The organism is Candidatus Villigracilis saccharophilus, assembly GCF_016711665.1.
The window spans coordinates 1-17,283 of sequence record NZ_JADJSO010000072.1; the positions used below are offsets into that span (position 1 = coordinate 1).

The following is a 17,283-nucleotide window of genomic DNA, read 5'->3' on the forward strand; positions in this document are numbered from 1 at the left end:
CCGCCGTTTGGGGCCGCTTTCCCGAAAGCGCGGGCAGTGTTGGGCAACTTCTATGAACGCAAGACATACTAACTAAAGAAGAATATTTATCTAAATAGAGATAATGAGACATTACGGTTTTCGAGTCCCTGTTCCAAATTTTCGAAATGCTAGGGGCAAAGGAATTCCTACTGCAAGATAAGCCCCAAAGTACATTAAACCACCAGGGCGTTGGGCAAAATTGAAAAGAGAAAGATAAGCAAAGGCTGCGAGCGTGATAATTACAACCAAACCATACGAGGCAAGAGAGTGATGTAAGAGGGTGTTTAGATTTTTGTCCCAGATGTGAGGGATCATAGCCAGAGTCAAGGATAAGTAAAATACTGCGAAGCTACGTAACGTAAATGAAGACATCACTTCAGGAAAAATACCACCATTGGTGCCAAATGCTCCGATCTTTGCGATTATGCCGTATATAGATAAGAAACCTACGAAAAGTATAAAAACGACCACGATACTAAATGCCAGCCCATTCATCTCTAGTCCAAATCTTTCGAGTGCTGGACGGATTCTGAGCCAATCAAAGATGCCGAAGATTGCGGTAAGGTCGTTAACCAACAAAGCTGCAAGGTACAACCATGCAATGGGATGCTCGAGGTTGAGTTTTTCTCTAAACGCAATCACGACACAGGTCTCAAGTATGCCAAATAACCACAAATAAATCAGGGTTGAATAAACTAACTTCCATTCCCATCGCCTTGCGGTGATCCATGATAGGAAGGCATTGCCCAAGCACCATGCGCCGATAGTCATTGTCATGAAGCCAGTCACTTTCCAAGCGAATAATGGTGCCAAACGTTCAGGCAAGACGAACATCAAAATTCCGAGGATAAAATACAGGAATGCAGTTAAGTAGGTTAAGGTTTGTGATGTTTTAGTCAACATACTTATTGTCCCTATAAAAATAATTTGTGCAAAATTGAGTTTAAGGAGGTTGCCCAACCGTAAAAAGGCGGTAATCTTGCGATCCGTAATTCTCGAAAGGTTATTGCGAGGGCGGCGGTTCGCCGAAACAATCTCCTTGCTTACATTCGGGAGATCGCTTCGGCAGGATCATAATCCTATTTCACTGCCGCTTCTGCTTCTCTTAACTTTTCCGTCGCCCTGAAATATTTCAAATAACGGATCGAATTCGCATCCCGTCCCAACAGCAGGTCGGTGGCGCGGATCGAACTCCCCAGCTTGATCGGGTCGGTGATCGAGCAGGTCACGCCCGCCTGCATTGCCAGCGCGAGGAAGGCGCTGTTCACCGAATGTCGGTCGGGCAATCCGAACGAAACATTGCTCGCGCCCAGGCTCATGTTCACGCCGTATTCTTTTCGGATCAACTCGATCGCCTTTAGCGTCACCGTCGCCGCCAGGCTGTTATGTCCCACGGTCATCACCAGCGGATCGATGATGATGTCTTCAATCGGAATGCCCATCTTCGCGGCGCGCTCGATGATATGACCCGCTACGATAAGACGCTCCTCCGCTGTGGCGGGGATGCCGCTCTCGCCGATGGTCAGCCCGAGAACAGCCGCGCCTCTTTCTTTAACGATCGGCAGGACAGCGCTCAATTGTTTTTCCTCCCCGTTGACAGAGTTGATGAGCGGCTTGCCCGTCGCAAATTTAAGCCCCGCCTCCAGGATCTTCGGGTCGTTCGAGTCGATGCACAACGGAACATCCACCGCAGACTGCACCGCTTCAACAACGATGGCAATCATCGCGGCTTCATCAATTTGCGGATGTCCCACATTCACATCCAGCACATCCGCGCCCCATGCCACCTGTCTCTTTGCGAGATGGATAACATACTCCATGTTATTTTCAACCAGCGCCAGCCCCAATTTTTTGATCCCCGTCGGGTTGATCTTTTCGCCAATGATGACAAAAGGTTTATCAATGCCGATGACAACTTCCTTACCGTTTGATTTCAATATGGTGTGCATGTGCCCTCCGCTGATTTTAGGAACTTGGAAATTTTGTACGATCATTTTTACCAAAGGGTCACAAAGAATCACGAAGGTTTTTCAGGGATTTCCTTTGTGGTCAAACCCTTTTTGGTTTCGACTTGTCCGGGTCAGGCTTTTAAGAACCTTAGCGCTGTATCCACCAGCATGGCAGTACCGATCGGCAGCGCGCGTTCATCAAGTTCGAATTTAGGATGGTGAAGCAGGTACTCTTCATGACCGCTTTTTTGTACGCCGATCGTGTACATGGCGCCGGGCGCGTGCTCCATGAATGCGCCAAAATCCTCCGCGCCGAGCGTCTTGCGTTGTTCCTGCACGTTTTCCGCGCCGAGCATATCTATGCCGGCTTGTTCCATTACCTTTGAGACATATTCATCATTGATCATCGGAGGCGCGCCGATCTCAAGTTTAAGTTCGTAATCTCCGCCAAGCGCGCGGGCGGTTTCAAAAGCGCGTTTGATCTCATCATGGATCTGTTTCTGCACATCCAGCGTTGTGAAGCGCAATGTCCCGGTGATCTTGATGCTGTCAGGGATCACATTTTCTGTGAATCCGCCATTGATCGACCCAATACTGATCACGGCAGGCGCAAATGGATCCAGTCTGCGCGAAGGGATCGCATTCAGCGCGAAGATGATGTGTGCCAGCAAATAGAACGGGTCCACGGTTGTGTGCGGATAGGCTCCATGCCCACCCTTGCCTTTGATGGTCCCATACCACGAATCGACTCCGCCGGAACACGGTCCTGCATTGATCGCGATCGTGCCGACGGGTTGGGTTGGGTCAACATGCTGCGCAATGACATAATCCACGCCGTTCATCGCGCCGTCCTCCACCATGCGTACAGCGCCGCTCTTTCCTTCTTCGTCCGCCGCTTCTTCTGAAGGCTGGAACAGGAATCGAATTCTGCCATTAAGGTTTTCTTTTGCAAGCAGCTGCGCGGCGCCCAATGCCATCGCAGTGTGTGAGTCGTGCCCGCATGCGTGCATTTTATTTTCATTGGTTGATCTGTAGTCAAACGCATTCAACTCCTGCAAGGGCAGGGCGTCCATGTCGGCGCGGATGGCGATCATCTTGCCGCCTTCGCCAATATCAGCCACAACACCGCTCTTTCCAACACCACGCCTGACGCGGTATCCCATCTTTTCCAATTCGTCCGCCACGATACCGGCTGTGCGGTAAACATCGAAACCAACTTCGGGGTGCATATGGAAATCGCGGCGCCATTCGATCAATTCCTCTGAAATTGCATGTGCCTGTTTTAACATGTCTGTTCTCTCCTGATTTCTAATATATTCCGGTGGTCGTTCTTTGTGAGTGTATCGAGACCACCATGCATAAATTATCTCTTCTTCACCAATTCTTTTTCCGCCGCTTCCATGATCTTATCAAGTTCCTTTTCCTGCTGCGGCTCAAGCGGCTCCACTTCATGTTCGCGTAAAATTCGTTCGGCTTCATCAATGGCGCGTTCCAGCATGCCTTGTTTGCCTTTCCGTTCCCAGGTCTCCCAGGAATTTCGTTCTGCAAGTTTTGTCAATTGTACTTCGCCAGCCTTGATATATTTCATCGTATGCTTTTGACCGAGGAAGTTGCGCGAGCCGTCCATGACTGCCGCGATAATATCAACGCCCAGCGCATCTTCATCCGCGCTGAAACCGCGCCTTAATCTCTGAATGCTAAAAGCCAGCTCGTTATCCAGAACCATCTGTGCGTAAGAACCCATCACGCCCGCTTCCATCTCGCCGATGCCGGAAAGTTCATCCGCTCCAGCCAGCGCGGGAATGGCCGCGTTCAGCCCGCGTTCAAAGCCATCCTGCGCGTCAATGGTGTGCGCATTCGTGGAGAATCCATACACGTTGACCGGGAACCCATAATGATGTCCGAGTTGAACCGTGCCTGCCGAGGCGAGTCCCAATTCCACGCCGCCCCAAACGGATGAACCCATCCGCGGTTCCATCATGGCAAGGCGTCCGCAATAGATGATCGGCAGACCGGGGTTTACCAATTGAGCAAGGATCACCACAGCCAGCGTCTCCGCGTTTTGCTGCGCGATCGATCCGCTGATCGTCATGGGGCCTGTTGCGCCCGCCGTGGGGCAGGGCAGCGCGCCAAAGGCGATGCCTGCGCGCGCAATCTCGATCACGGCTTCTGCTTCATGGTCCGGAATGGTGAGCGGAGAAACGGGCGATAGCGCAAGCGTCAAAACCTCTTTCGGATTCCCGATCACTTCCGCCATTTGCACCGCGAATTTGGTTTCAGGGCCGTACTGCACACCGGGACCCTGTAAAGGCTTGGTGGTGAACGGAAGCGCGTGGCGGTACATCGCCAGCGACATCAATTCGCCCGGCACATCCTGCGGCGTGAAGAAGGGCGTGATGGTATTGCAGTTTTCCAGTGCATCCAACACGCGCGTTGAGTCGCGCACATCCTGCAATTGAGCAATGCGATGATCGCCTGTCTTCGCGTCATAAATATCGCGCGCGCCGCCGAGATTATGGAAATATAAATTGCCGTCGCCGAGAGTCTTTGTCACGCCCCCGCGCCCGCGGATGCTGGGACGCTTCCCAGCTTTCTGGATGCTGTCTTCCACCAACTCCGGCGGAAAATATACACGGTTGCCCTTTATCTTGCAGCCCGCGCCTGTCAGGATTTCAAGGCTTTCCTTATGCGTCCACACATAACCGACTTCATTCAGGATCCGCAGGGTTGCATGATGTATCCGCTTGACATCATCTTCTGAAAGAAAATTCAATTGACCCATAAAATCTCCTCTTTGTATGTTATGTCGTTGCGAGGAGCGATCTTGTCTTTAGTGACGAAGCAATCTCCACTCGATTAAGAAGTTGCTTTGTCGGGGAGAGTGCCTTCTCGCAATGACATATTCTAATTTTCCAAAACCTTCGCTAAAAACTCAACACGCCTTACTTCTGAATCAATAATATTTTCTGTATCTAAAAATGAATGGCCTTCATCCTTGTACAGTAGCAGTTCTACTTCTTTTCCAAGTTCGACAAGTTTATCACGCGCATCAAGTGACTCAGACGCAGGGCAGCGCGGATCATTTCCACCGCAGATCATTTGCACAGGCGCATTGACTTTATCCAAAAAGAAATATGGCGAACGCGCGATCCACAGCTCTTTGTTGTCTTCAGGGTCGCCCATGTTTTCGATATTCCAATGCTGTAGATCTTCACGTGAATTTTTATGCGATTTCAACCAGTTCAAGAATGGCACAACCGCCGAACCCGCTGCAAATAATTCGGGATACATCGTCATGCAGGTCATCGTCAGATAGCCGCCATGACTTCTGCCAGTGACGCCGATCTTATCCTTGTCAGCCAATCCATTTTCAATTAAATATTTCACGCCCGCCGCGCAATCATCGGTGTCCACGCCGCCCATATCATAGCGGCTGGCGTTCTGCCATTTTTTGCCATAGCCTGTCGAGCCGCGATAATTCGGCGCAAGCACCGTCCAGCCGCGTGAAGCCATATAGCTCATGATCGGATGCCATAAGAACTGGAACAGCCAATTTGGTCCGCCGTGAATGTTGATCACGGCGCGCTTGCTGTCTTTGGCGCGATACAACAATGCAGGGATTTGCATCCCATCTTTGCCTGGGTAAGAAACTTCTTCAGGCTGAATAAATTCCGCGTTCCGTAAATCGTCAGGCAATGAATTCGTCAATTGTTGGATCGAATCGTCTTCAAGATTTATCTTCCACAAATCACATGGATGCCTTGGATCTTCATACAGAATTACAACACCCTCATCCGTGAACTGCGGTAAGTAATGGACTCCATCTCCAACTTTTTTCTGCTTAACAACATCGCTTCCTTTCTTAAACTGAAAGCTGGTCCTTGCTCCTTCAGAATGTACCCACCCGATCGTTTCCCCGCTCCGCGACCACGCAGGTTGAGTATCATCCCCAGTGGATTCGTTGACCCAGGTGATTTCCTGAGTCTCGACATTAAACAATCCAATATCGTGCCATTCACCGTTCTCCCCTGAGAATGCCAGGAATTTAGAATCGGGCGACCATGCAGGATGTTGTGCATTCAAATCTAATTTCGTTGTGGGAACTTTTATCGGTTTGCCTTTGCCCGTCTTGCGTGGACGATTAATTGGCATCACATAAATGCTTCTATCACTCGCCGTTGATTCCGCTTCAAGCGCGATCCACTGCCCATCAGGCGACCAGGCGACGTCCCAGCATGGACGAAACACATTCTTTATCATTCGCCCCGGCGTACCGTCCAGGTGGATCAGGTGCAGCGCAAATTGTCCGTGCTTGTCTGAAAGCACAGCCAGTATTTTTCCATCCGGCGACCAGGAGAAATTCGGTTGATGTGCGTAGGCGATGTGCGGTGTCAGATCAGTGGATAGGTTTGTGCTGAGATCATGGACCACAATGTGATACGACTCGCTGCCGTCAATATCCAGCGCATACGCCAGCATTGTTCCGTCAGGAGAAAATTTCGGAGAGAATTTTGAGCCATCAATAGCTGATGTAATTTCAAGCGAGTGTTCTTCGAGTGAAGGACCCCCCTGGTTGTGTTGGGGATTGCTTCGTCTGGAAGAGCGCCCTCCTCGCAATGACATTTCGTAGAGCTCCCATCTTCCTGTTTTATTCCACGCAAAGACCAATCTCTGCCCATCGGGTGAGATGTCAAACTTTAATCCGCTGTCTACATATGGAACGCGCAAGAGTTGGGAGAGATCAAGCATATTTAACCTCGTAGCTCACGCTTCAAGCGTGAGCTACATGGAACGATTGGATTTAATCTGTTACGCGGGTTCGAAGTCTTCAATGAAAGGCAGGGACTCGACGCCGGCTTGTTTGGCAAGATTCAACACAAAAGCGTGGAGTTGATTCACTTGGGCAGGGTCCAGCTCTGGGCGGCGATAGGAGGCGAGCAGTTGATTCACGCGGATCTTTGCACGGTCGAACGTGTCCAGTGAGCCGCCTTCCTTCCACCCGCGCATCGAGTTTCGGTCAATGACTGCGCTGGGCATGTTTTGTTCTTTTTGGAAGAGCTGCATGGTGATCTTTTGCTTCAGGAAGTCGCCGCCTTTGAAGTTGACGCCCTCATAGAAACCTGTGGCCAGTGTTTCGGTGTGGACTTTCATGCCTTGCAGCATGCGCTGAGCCATGGCAACCCCTTCCGCGTCAATGACAAGTTTTTCTGCGCTATGACAAAGAAGGAAATCCAACATGCCTGAACCAGAGATCATGTTGATGCCGCTCAATGCGCCGATCATGGCGGTGATGCCGCTTTCAAGTCCCGCCTGCATATCGAGTCGTTTGGAATCGGTTGCGCCCATGTATGCGTGCGTGGGCATGCCAAGTGACTTTCCAACTTGTGCATAGGACGAGTCGATCATTGCGGTTTCCACCGCGCCCATGGGCGTGCCGCCTTTGCGCATGTCGAAGATGGCGGGTGCGCCGCCCCAAACGATGGGAGCGCCTGCTTTTGCGAGCTGATGAATGGTGATGCCCGCGAGGCATTCCGCCGCGTGTTGTGTGACCGCGCCGATCAATGTGACAGGTGCTGCTGCTCCCGCGAGCGGCATCGAGACGATCTCGGCTGGGACGCCTGCGCGCGCCAGCGCCATCAAATTGCCAGCCCCAAAATTTGACCAGATCAATGGCGGCGATGGGCAGACATCAAAGATCGCGCGAGGTTTCTCGCGCAGGGCATCCGCGCCGCCAGACATGATGGCGACCATGTCGATCATGTGCTGGATGTTTTTGTTGCTGAATGCGCCCGTGACGATCGGTTTCTTTGAATGAAGCAGAACAAGATACAGGCGGTACAGATCGTGGATTTCTTTTGGAACGTCGTGGCAGACAACGGCGGTGGATTGCGCATCGTATTGCGGGAGTTGTTCCGCGACTTTAAGCAAACGGATCAAATCTGGTGTTTCGGCGGTTTTTTGTTCGAGTGTGTCGGGGTCAAGTACGCTGATCCCGGAAGAGCCAGGGTCAAATTGGACCGTGTCTCCGCCATACTCGACCATTACATTGCCATCGTAATCAAAGAGTTGAAATTTCTTCGGGACAGTGTGCAGCGCTGCCTTGGCAATTTGCGCCGGGATATGAACGACCATGGTTTCTTCATCAACTTGTGCGCCCGCGTCTGCAAGAAGCTTGCGCGCTTCCTCGTTCTGCACTTTGATACCGGGCTTAAGTAATAATTGATAAGCCTCGTCTAGGATGCGTTCGATCAATTCGTCAGTAAGTAGGGATAGTTTTGGCTGCATGGGTCACCTTTTTGGGTTTACAGGTAGGCAGGTTTGCAGGGTTAGATGTTTGTGCGCATTTAACTTTTAAACTTTCAAATTTCAAACCATTGAACTATTAAACGCACAAGTTTTTAATTCTCAACCGATTTTATAATTCGATCCATTTCCTTGCGGATATTTTCATCTAATGGATCAGGCTGATGTTCTTTCAATGTCTTGCGTGCTTTTGCAACTGCCCAATCACGCGCGTCATCTTTCTTTGTTTCCCATTCAGAGTATGGGCGCCTGTCCATGAATTGGGGCATGAATAATTCGCGCATGTGTTTGCGGGTGTGTTTCTGACCGAGGTAATGACTGCCAGGGCCGACCGCTGCAATCGTATCCAGGGCGAGGGTTTCCTCGTTGACCACAATTCCTTCCATCATCTTGTGCACAATGGAGAAAATTTCGCAGTCCATCAGCATCTCGGCAAATGACCAGATGCGGCTGCCGTGCAGGAATCCGCACCCGAGCAGCATGTCAGACATGACGACGCTTGCCATGAAAGTGGATAAACTCCCTTCGAGTCCCGCCTGCCAGTTGGGTTCTTTCGCGCCTGTGGCAAAGGATCCCATCGACAGCGGAATGTTATAAAAATCTGCCAGGATGTTGGTTGCTGCTCCGAAGAGAAAATCCTCTGGCCCGCCGCCAGTATATGCACCCGTCTTCAGATCCGAGGCAGTTTGCGCTGCCGCGTAAAAGACAGGTGCGCCTGGGTAGGCCAGTTGTAATAATGCCGTCCCCGCGATCACTTCCGCATTGCCGACGGCGAGATTGCCAGCCATGGTGTGGGACCGGTTGTTGCGCAAGCTGCCATGGTCATAAATCCCGTTGGGATTCCAACTTCTGCGGCGAGCAAGGCGGCATCCAAACTTCCGCCGTCATGACCGAGCGGGGGAGCGGTGCATTGCATGAGCGAAAGCACTGGCCGCTCGCGCAGTTTATCCTTACCGCCCACGATCAGCGCTGCCATCTCGATCGCGGCTTTGGCTTCCTCCACGTTGTACACGGATTCGGTCTGCACGTGTTTGGTGGAATTCTCCCAAACGGCTTTCAGTTCGTGAAGTCCGCGGGCTTCCACCGGAGCATCTTGCGCCGAAACAGCGACCCAATGGAAAGCCACTTCTTCAGTTGCGTCCGCCACTCGCGCAATATCGCGCACATCCTGCAAACATGACGTCCGCTTCTCGCCTGTGTGGATGTCGATCACTTCCACGCCGCAGCCGTCAGTTCCGAGGTTGACATGGTTTCCGTCAAGCTGTAGATCCTGCTGCGGGTCGCGCGCCGCGAGTTTATAGGCTGGCGGAGCTTTTTTGATCGCATCTTCGATGATGTGCGGTTTGACGCGCACGATCTTCTTTTCATAGTCCACTTCCGCGCCGTTGGCCGCCCAGATCTCCAGCGCGCGCTTGGATGGAAACCTCACGCCGACCTTTTCAATGATCTGTAAAGTCGCTTCGTGAATCTTAATTACTTCTTCTTTGGTCAGCACTTCCAACTTTAGTTTTGGGTTGCTGATGGTCTTTATATTTTTTGAAGACATAGTCCCTCCCGAGGCTTTATGTCTCGCTGCTCTCTCTGGTTTGGTGCTTCTATGTCATTGCGAGCGCATTTTGCGAAGCAATCGCCATACGTACTTGGGGTTGCCTCAGCGGAAGAACCGCCTCGCAACGACATCTTTATTATTGATCTGCCTTGCCGACCAGTTCCTTTGCGACCTTCACTGCGCCGATCGCGTCTTCTGAATACCCGTCGGCCTTGATCTTTGTGACCCAGTCACGCGTGATCGGTGCACCGCCAACCATCACTTTAATGCGCGGGCGCAAGCCTTCCTTATCCAACTCCTCGATCACTTCGCGCTGACGCACCATGGTGGTGGTCAACAACGCGCTCATGCCGATCAGGTTTGCATTGATCTCAAGCGCCTTGCCGATGATCTTGTCTGCGGGTTGATCCACACCGAGGTCAACGACTTCAAATCCAGACGCGCTCAGCATCGTGCCGACGAGGGTCTTGCCGATCTCGTGAATATCGCCTTCGACAGTTGCAAGGACAACGCGCCCCAGCATCTCGCGGGCTTCGCCGAGCTTGAGTAATTCAGGCTCCAAAACGGCAACCGCTGCCTTCATCGCTTCACCAGCCATCACCAGTTCAGGCAGGAACGCTTCGCCCAGTCCGAATTGATCGCCGATATAGTTCACTCCGATCACGAAGCCTTTTGTGATCGTATCCAACGGGTGCATTCCCAATTCGATGGATTTCTTCGCAAGGTCAATGGCGATATCCGAATCGCCGTCAATAATGCATTGCGCCATCTGTTTGTACATTTCTTCTGACATAGTGCCTCCTATTTTGATTTCTTGATCAAGTGAAATACTTGCTTTTCTTTTTCCCTTAACAACTCGGACGGGATGTTGAGATATTCTTCCAGCCATCTGCCAGAATCCAGGACATGCTCGATGGATTTTTGCACGGCTTTTTCAGCGTCGCCATTAATGAGCGCGTCCATAATGGCGGTATGTTCTTCATAAGTTTGGCTTACGCTTCCCGCGAGCAGCTCTGGTTTGCGGTACAGGGCTTCATATAATAGCCAATCTGGAAATGCGTTGGCGACGACCGCGTATACTTTTGCAAGCAGGTCATTACCCGAAGCCTCTGCTATGGCGGAATGAAATTCGCGGCTTAATTGCCGTTCCTGAGGCATCTCATTTAGTTTGACATGCTTCTTCATCTCATCCATTTTTTTTTCAAGATTGGATATCTGCTCGGGCGTAATGTGCAGGGCTGCTTCTCTTGCGGTAATGGCTTCTAAAATGAGTCTCAAACCATACGCGTCTGCCACGTCTTTGGCAGACATTTCGCGGACGCGCACGCCGCGGTAGGGCACACGTTCCGCAAGCCCGGCTGCTACTAACAGGTCAAGCGCTTCCCGCACGGGGGTCATACTGACGCCCATTTGGGTGGCGATGTCATCCTGGCGCAGCCAATCACCAGGTCCATATTTGCCTGCGATGATCTGACGATGGAGAGCGTCGTAGATTTCGTCCTTCAAAGGTTTGTGACTTATTTCTTTTTCAATGTTTGATACCATGATTATATATTATATATAATTAATGCTGAATTCGGAAGTCCACATAAAACTTCATAATTTTACAAACTCCCATGTTTTTTTACCGTTTCTTTTCGCTCTTGACGGATTCTATTTGGCGGGAGTATAACCAAAACGGTTCTTATGATAATTATTCAATCTCAACCCCAAAAGGAGGTGATGGCCGTGGATGCGGATGACCATTTAAGTCGTCTGTTGTTGTTTCGTTTTAATTTCTCTGAAATGCGAATGTCTCACATGCAAGTCAATTGTATTCCTGTGCGCCTCACTTTCCTTTCTGCGCGGCAAGAGTAAATAGACAGTTATTACCACGTGAGTCAATCGCCACCTTTGGAGAATGCCCCAAGGTGGTTTTTGTTTTATAAAAAGGAGTTGACTATGGCTTTTATCAGCGAACTCATCGGACGCCCCGTAACTGATTATGATGGCACTCGCATCGGCGTGCTAAAAGATCTGATCGCGCGTACCTATGCCGAATTCTCGCATCCTGTTGTGGACGCGATCGTCGTGCATGGCTCGGGCGGTGATATCACCCTGCCTTATTCCGATCTTGCGGCGTTGCTCTCTGCGGCAATTCCTTTAAAGCGGCCCGCGGTCGATATTCCAAAATACGAGTCTCGCGAGAGTGATATTCGCCTTGTTGAAGATGTTCTCGATCAGCAGATCATAGATACCGATGATGCGCGCGTGGTGCGTGTCAACGATATAGAGCTGGTGCGTGTTAACGGGAATGTGGTCATTAGCAATGTGGATATTGGGGTTCTAGGGATCATGCGCCGTATTGGATTGGAGAAACTCGGACGTTGGGCAGCTCAGCGCTTCAAAGCGGACCTGTCAGAGGGTACCATTTCCTGGGAATTTGTCGAGCCTTTGACGCATGACCAGTCCATGCGCTTGAAGGTCCCTGCGGAAAAACTTGCCGACCTGCATCCTTCCGATATCGCCGAGATCATTTCCAATCTTAGCCGCGCTGAACATGGCGAGATCCTTCACAAACTTGATATTAAGCAGCTGGCGGAAACACTTGAAGAAGTCGAGCCGGACTTTCAAGCCAGTATCATCGAGCACTTTTCGGATGAGACCATGGCTGATGTCCTCGAAGAAATGTCGCCCGACGAAGCCACAGACTTGCTGGCCGAATTGCCTGACGCCCGCCGCCAGGATTTGCTCAAATTGATGGAAACCGAAGAGGCGGACGAGGTTCGTGAGTTGCTGCGTTATGACGAGGATACAGCGGGTGGTCTAATGACCACTGAGTATGTCTCGGTCCTGCCGAATATGAACGCGGCACAAACCATTGAGCACTTACGCAAGGTGGGTGAAGAAGCCGAATTGGTCTATTATGTTTATGTTACCGATGAAGAGGACCGTTTGATCGGCGTTTTCTCGCTTAGTGATTTGATCATTGCCCAGCCTGAAACACCCATCACTGAATTTATGCATAAGCGTGTCGTCAGTGTGGAATTGGACACAGAACAGAACGAGATCGCTCAGATCGTCGCCAAATATAATCTGATCGCCGTGCCGGTTGTAGATTCTGAAAACCGTATGCATGGTATTGTCACCTCTGATGATGCACTTGATAAGATCCTGCCCACCGCCTGGAAGAAACGTCTGCCGCATTTCTTTGGAGCGCTCGAATGATCAAATTATTTACCTCCCTGCGTGAAAAGTGGCGGGCGAACCGCTGGGTGCGGCGCACTGCGGTGATCCTGTCAGTGTTTGGACCCGCGACCATTGCCGCCATGGCAGATAATGACGCTGGCGGTGTTGCAACTTATTCCATTGCCGGCGCGACACTTGGCTACCCGATCCTGTTCCCCTTGCTGATCATTACTTTTCTGCTGGCTGTCACACAGGAAATGGGGATGCGCTTGACGCTGGTCACTCGCCGCGGCCTGGCCGATTTGATCCGCGAAAAATACGGCGTCAAAGTCTCGTTGTTTATTTTTGTTGGATTAATGATCGCCAATCTTGGCACGATTACGACTGAGGTCTCCGCCATTCGGACGGTGAGCGGAATGTTGAATATTCCAGCCGCGCCTTTTGTGATCGGAATGCTGTTGATCGCGTTTGTATTTATCACCAAAGGCAACTACAAATTAACGCAGAGCATCATGCTGGTCGTTTCGTTATTTTATGTCACCTATATTATTTCCGCAGTCAAAGCCAACCCCGATTGGAGTTTGGCGCTGAGCAACTTGGTATATCCAAATGGCGTTTCATGGACATCCAAATACCTCGTCAGTTATTTGGTGATCGGCATGGGCGTTCTGGGGACCACCATAACCCCGTGGGGACAATTCTTTATCAGCAGTTTTGCCTTCGATAAAAAGATGGATAAGGACACGCTAAAGTATTCCCAGTTTGAAACATATTGGGGCGCGTTACTGACCGATTTTTTCTCGTTCTTTATGATCGTCGCTACGGCCGCAGCGCTAAATTCACATGGCTATGGCGTCGGCGGGATCCAGCTCCAGTCTGGTGAGCAGGCGGCGCTTGCGATCCGCCCGTTTGCAGGGGAACTTGCCAGCGAACTCTTTGCGGTTGGTCTGCTTGCTGCGGCATTCATGGGGCTTGTCATTGTTCCGCTTTCAACAGCCTACGCCTTCTCTGAATTCTTTGGTTTATCCGGCAGTCTCGATACAGACTTCCAGAAGAGCAAAACCTTTTATATTCTCTTCATTGTGCAGTTGGTAGTCGCGGCGTTAATTACGACCATCCCCGGTATCTCGCTTTTCCATTTTGCGATCGCCACGCAGACGTTGAATGCCATGATCCTGCCGCTGGTCTTCTTCTATCTCATTAAATTAGCCAGCAGTAAAAAGCTGATGGGGTCGCATGTTAATAACAGTTTTCAGAAAAACTTCACCACTGCGGCCTCGGTCTTCATTGTGATCGCTTCAGTCTTTACAGTTGCGGCGATTGTACTTAAATGGTGATGCGAGTATCGCTTGTGTTTAACTTACACATCTCGCGCTTTTGCGTGATGTCAATTCACGCCAGGAGGCTGCCATGCTGAGCATTTACAAGACCAACGAACAGGGGCTGGAAAAGCTTGAAGTGATCACGAACGGCGCGTGGGTAAATGTTGTTGACCCAACACCCGAGGAGACCGAAAAACTGGTTAATTGGGGTATGGATATGGACTATATCAATTATTCCCTCGACCAGGATGAAATGCCGCGTATGGAGCGCGACGATGAATACACATTCATTTTGCTGCGCATTCCAATTTATCAACCCGAAAGCGATGTCCCTTATAGCACGGTTCCGCTGGGGATCATGATTTTGGGAAATAAGGTTGTCACTGTTTGCCGTTATGAGAGCGATATTCTTAAAAAATTGACGAGCGGGAAACATCGTTTGTTGAAAACAGGCAAACGCTATCGTCTTGCCCTGTATATCTTCCTTGAGACGTCAGCCCGTTACTTACATTTACTCCGCGAGATCAACCGCGCCACAGAATTGGTGGAAGACCAGTTGCAAAAATCAACCCGTAACCGCGAAGTGCTGGAACTTCTCAAGTATCAAAAGTGCCTCACTTATTTTTCGACTGCTCTTCGCTCCAATGAAGTGATGATGGAGCGTGTGCAAAAAACGCAGTTGTTCAATTATTATGAAGAAGATAAAGACCTGCTTGAAGATGTGCTTACCGAAAACCAGCAAGCCATTCAAATGACCAGCATTGCCACGGAAATTCTTTCGGGCATGATGGACGCATTCGCCTCGATCATCTCCAATAATCTTAATGGGGTCATGAAAGTGCTGGCAGCCATTACGATCATTATCGCCCTGCCTGGCACGGTCGGAACCTTCTTCGGCATGAATGTCCCGCTGCCTCTTTCAGAGTCCAGCCCGTATGGATTCCTGGTGATCATTGGGATTTCGATTGGCTTGGCGGCAGTCGCCACCTATATTTTCTATAAACAGGATTGGTTTTAGAACATACCGTTTCGCTTGCATGTTGTTTTATTTCGGTCTATACTCGAAATACTGGAGCAATCATGTCTGAAATTGATCTTGTCCCTCTGCATAATGAACTTGCACGCTTTATTCCGCTTGGACGGTCTGGCTTATTGCCCGCCCTGCATGCCGCGCAAAAGATCTATGGCTGGCTTCCACAGGAGGTAGCTGCTGAAGTCGCCAGGTCGTTACGTGTACCGCTTGCGGATGTGCATGGCGTTATCGAATTCTATTCCCTCTTTTATAACGAACAGGTTGGCAGGAATTTCATTCGTGTTTGCACCGATCAGGCCTGCGCACTTAAAGGCGCGGATAATCTTCTTGGCAGACTTTGTAAACATTACGATGTGGAGCCGGGTCAGACGACCAAGGACCTGTCACTGACCATTGAGCGGAGTCCATGTCTTGGATTGTGTGAGCAAGCCCCAGTGGCGCTCGTGGACGATGACGCGCAAACAAATATTGCGCCTGATTTCAAATCCTACGATCTTGGTATTCCGCGCTCGCTTGTTTATGGTTCCATGCGTAAATTGACCGCCAACTGCGGTAATGGCACAACCACACTCGCAAAATATGGAGAGTATTCCGCGTATAAAAAAGCATTGAGTATGACTCCCGAAGCAGTGATCGCAGAAACTGATAAAGCCTCAGGCTTGGTCGGTCGAGGCGGCGCGGCATTCCCGACTGGGATTAAATGGGGCGGAGCCGCCAAGGCACAGGCTGATCAAAAATATGTCGTCTGCAACGCGGATGAATCCGAACCGGGCACATTCAAAGACAGAGTTTTATTGTTGGATGATCCGCATCGTACCATCGAAGGGATGTGCATTGCGGCTTATGCCATTGGCGCGACCAAAGGCTATATCTATATTCGTGCTGAATATCCATACATTCTTCCAGTTTTAGAAAATGCACTAGTCGAAGCGCGAAGTGCTGGTTATCTTGGAAGTCACTTTGATATTGAAATTCGCGTCGGCGCGGGCGCTTATATTTGCGGAGAAGAAACTGCGCTGTTTGAATCGATCGAAGGCAAGCGTGGATTTCCACGAGTGAAGCCGCCATTCCCTACCACGAACGGTTTGTTCGATAAGCCGACGGTTATTAACAATGTCGAAACGCTTTGCAATGTGCCGCTGATTATCTCGATCGGCTCCGCAGAATATCGTAGGATCGGCACCGAAAAATCCCCCGGTCCTAAACTCTTTTGTGTTTCCGGTGATGTAGCAAAACCGGGTTTGTATGAAGTTCCATTCGGTGTGACATTACGCGAAATGCTGAAGATGGCGGGCGGCGTTGCAGGAAAAAAACAGCTTAAGGCAGTTTTGTTTGGCGGCGCGGCCGGGGCGTTTGCCACATCCGCGCATTTGGATGTTAAGTTGACCTTTGAAGATCTGCGTGCGGCGGGATTGCCTTTAGGTTCTGGTGTGATCATGGTCTTCGACGAGACGCGTGATCTGCGTGATGCTTTGAAAAGATTGGGTAAATTCTTTGCGCACGAATCCTGCGGGAAGTGTTATCCCTGTCAAATGGGAACCCAGCGTCAAATGGAAATCCTGGATCGCGTAGCCAACGGAAGTGTTTTGCCTGGCGATTTTGTGCGCCTTGAGGATGTCGGCTGGACGATGACAGATGCGAGCCTGTGCGGCTTGGGTCAAACTGCGGCAAGCGCGGTTTTATCCGCGATGAAATTGTGGCCCGAACTATTTGTCGAGGAGTCGAAGGTTGAAAATAAGAAGGTGTCGCGTGTTTCAAAAGTGTCGAAGGCGGGGAAAAAGGCTGTAAAGAAGGATGTGTCTAAAATTTCGAAGGTTTCAAAAGTTTCAAAGGCAAAACCGATCAAGGTTAAGAAAATTGTAAAAGCAATAGTGAAGAAAAGCAGGAAAGCGGCAACTAATAAAAAGTAAGCCCGACCTTTGACCTTTGATAAATTAC

The 17,283-nt window shown here is 50.4% G+C and carries 13 protein-coding genes and 1 pseudogene; 4 read left to right on the top strand and 10 right to left on the bottom strand.

Annotated elements, in window-relative coordinates; translation table 11 throughout:
- Nucleotides 1-111: 111 nt before the first annotated feature.
- The 10 genes and pseudogenes from IPL17_RS22590 to IPL17_RS22635 all read right to left on the bottom strand — a co-directional run bounded on the left by IPL17_RS22590 (nucleotide 112) and on the right by IPL17_RS22635 (nucleotide 11,367).
- Nucleotides 112-924 (bottom strand): hypothetical protein, encoded by an 813-nt coding sequence (locus tag IPL17_RS22590; protein WP_345309350.1) that lies wholly within the window; start codon nucleotides 922-924, stop codon nucleotides 112-114.
- A 176-nt stretch (nucleotides 925-1,100) separates the two neighbouring features.
- Nucleotides 1,101-1,970 carry a dihydropteroate synthase gene (locus IPL17_RS22595; RefSeq protein ID WP_345309351.1) on the bottom strand — a complete coding sequence of 290 codons (870 nt, stop codon included), beginning with the start codon at nucleotides 1,968-1,970 and terminating at the stop codon, nucleotides 1,101-1,103.
- A gap of 131 nt (nucleotides 1,971-2,101) precedes the next feature.
- Entirely contained in the window at nucleotides 2,102-3,259 is a 1,158-nt protein-coding gene (locus tag IPL17_RS22600) for a M20 family metallopeptidase (RefSeq protein WP_345309352.1), read from the bottom strand.
- A 74-nt stretch (nucleotides 3,260-3,333) separates the two neighbouring features.
- Entirely contained in the window at nucleotides 3,334-4,752 is a 1,419-nt protein-coding gene (locus tag IPL17_RS22605) for a trimethylamine methyltransferase family protein (RefSeq protein WP_345309353.1), read from the bottom strand.
- Between the two features lie 122 nt (nucleotides 4,753-4,874).
- Nucleotides 4,875-6,719 (bottom strand): prolyl oligopeptidase family serine peptidase, encoded by a 1,845-nt coding sequence (locus IPL17_RS22610; protein ID WP_345309354.1) that lies wholly within the window; start codon nucleotides 6,717-6,719, stop codon nucleotides 4,875-4,877.
- A 60-nt stretch (nucleotides 6,720-6,779) separates the two neighbouring features.
- The gene (locus tag IPL17_RS22615) at nucleotides 6,780-8,255 is read right to left on the bottom strand and encodes a trimethylamine methyltransferase family protein (RefSeq protein ID WP_345309355.1); all 1,476 of its coding nucleotides are present in this window, start codon (nucleotides 8,253-8,255) and stop codon (nucleotides 6,780-6,782) included.
- A 113-nt stretch (nucleotides 8,256-8,368) separates the two neighbouring features.
- The gene (locus IPL17_RS22620; RefSeq protein ID WP_345309356.1) at nucleotides 8,369-9,061 is read right to left on the bottom strand and encodes a trimethylamine methyltransferase family protein; all 693 of its coding nucleotides are present in this window, start codon (nucleotides 9,059-9,061) and stop codon (nucleotides 8,369-8,371) included.
- Nucleotides 9,025-9,840: pseudogene (locus IPL17_RS22625) on the bottom strand (trimethylamine methyltransferase family protein); the annotation flags it as partial. The pseudogene IPL17_RS22625 and the gene IPL17_RS22620, both read right to left, overlap by 37 nt.
- A 118-nt stretch (nucleotides 9,841-9,958) precedes the next feature.
- Nucleotides 9,959-10,615 (bottom strand): corrinoid protein, encoded by a 657-nt coding sequence (locus IPL17_RS22630; RefSeq protein WP_345309357.1) that lies wholly within the window; start codon nucleotides 10,613-10,615, stop codon nucleotides 9,959-9,961.
- 8 nt (nucleotides 10,616-10,623) lie between these two features.
- A complete protein-coding gene (locus IPL17_RS22635; RefSeq protein WP_345309358.1) occupies nucleotides 10,624-11,367 on the bottom strand; it encodes a GntR family transcriptional regulator in 744 nt (247 codons plus the stop codon).
- A 396-nt stretch (nucleotides 11,368-11,763) separates the two neighbouring features.
- Between IPL17_RS22635 and IPL17_RS22640 the strand changes: the two genes are divergently transcribed.
- From IPL17_RS22640 to IPL17_RS22655, 4 genes are all read left to right on the top strand, one after another.
- A complete protein-coding gene (locus IPL17_RS22640) occupies nucleotides 11,764-13,029 on the top strand; it encodes a CBS domain-containing protein (protein ID WP_345309359.1) in 1,266 nt (421 codons plus the stop codon).
- Nucleotides 13,026-14,327 carry a divalent metal cation transporter gene (locus IPL17_RS22645; RefSeq protein WP_345309360.1) on the top strand — a complete coding sequence of 434 codons (1,302 nt, stop codon included), beginning with the start codon at nucleotides 13,026-13,028 and terminating at the stop codon, nucleotides 14,325-14,327. The genes IPL17_RS22640 and IPL17_RS22645 overlap by 4 nt, the downstream gene beginning before the upstream one ends.
- A 73-nt stretch (nucleotides 14,328-14,400) precedes the next feature.
- Nucleotides 14,401-15,330: a magnesium transporter CorA family protein gene (locus IPL17_RS22650; protein ID WP_345309361.1), complete on the top strand. Its 930-nt coding sequence runs from the start codon at nucleotides 14,401-14,403 to the stop codon at nucleotides 15,328-15,330.
- Between the two features lie 62 nt (nucleotides 15,331-15,392).
- Nucleotides 15,393-17,255, top strand: coding sequence for an NAD(P)H-dependent oxidoreductase subunit E (locus IPL17_RS22655; RefSeq protein ID WP_345309362.1), 1,863 nt, complete (start codon nucleotides 15,393-15,395; stop codon nucleotides 17,253-17,255).
- Nucleotides 17,256-17,283 lie beyond the last annotated feature (28 nt).